The sequence below is a fragment of the Lactobacillus sp. UMNPBX6 genome (assembly GCF_002553975.1).
Lineage (GTDB): Bacteria > Bacillota > Bacilli > Lactobacillales > Lactobacillaceae > Lactobacillus > Lactobacillus gallinarum.
In genome coordinates this window covers 1-547 of the sequence record NZ_PCZD01000131.1, presented here as the reverse complement: position 1 = coordinate 547, position 547 = coordinate 1, and the positions used below count along the sequence as shown (strand labels likewise).

At 42.8% G+C, this 547-nt stretch carries 1 protein-coding gene; it reads left to right on the top strand.

The window, feature by feature from the left end; translation table 11 throughout:
* Positions 1 to 547 (top strand): RNA-guided endonuclease TnpB family protein (locus CP357_RS09965; RefSeq protein ID WP_143468739.1); only part of this gene is annotated, 547 nt, incomplete at both ends.

The window sequence follows — 547 nt, the reverse complement described above, 5'->3', positions numbered from 1 at the left end:
GCAATGGTTGCTAATCCACGATTTTATTGCAAAACCAAAAAGAAGCTTGCCCATGCCCAACGCGTCTTGTCTCGCAGACAGCGCCGGGCTAAAAAAGAAGGACGCAATTTGCGGCTAGCAAAAAACTATCAAAAGCAGCGTTTAGTTGTAGCTAAACTGCACGACAAGATCAGAAGACAGCGTAATGACTTCTTGCAAGTACTCTCAACTGCACTAATCAAAAACCACGATTTAGTAGTTGCCGAGGAACTAAGAAGCAGAAATCTGTTAAAGAATCATGCCTTGTCTCAAGCCATTTCTGATGTTGGCTGGCGTAGTTTCCTGAACATGCTGGCTTATAAGGCAGATCTATATGGCAAAGAATTTCTAACAATTGATCCTAAGTACACCACCCAAAGATGCCATCAATGTGGCAGTATTATGGGGCAAAACGGTTATAAGAAATTAACCCTTAAGGATCGGGAATGGACTTGTCCAATCTGTCGAACGCACCATATTCGTGATTGGAATGCGGCCGTGAACATCTTAGAAAAAGGATTAGGCAAGT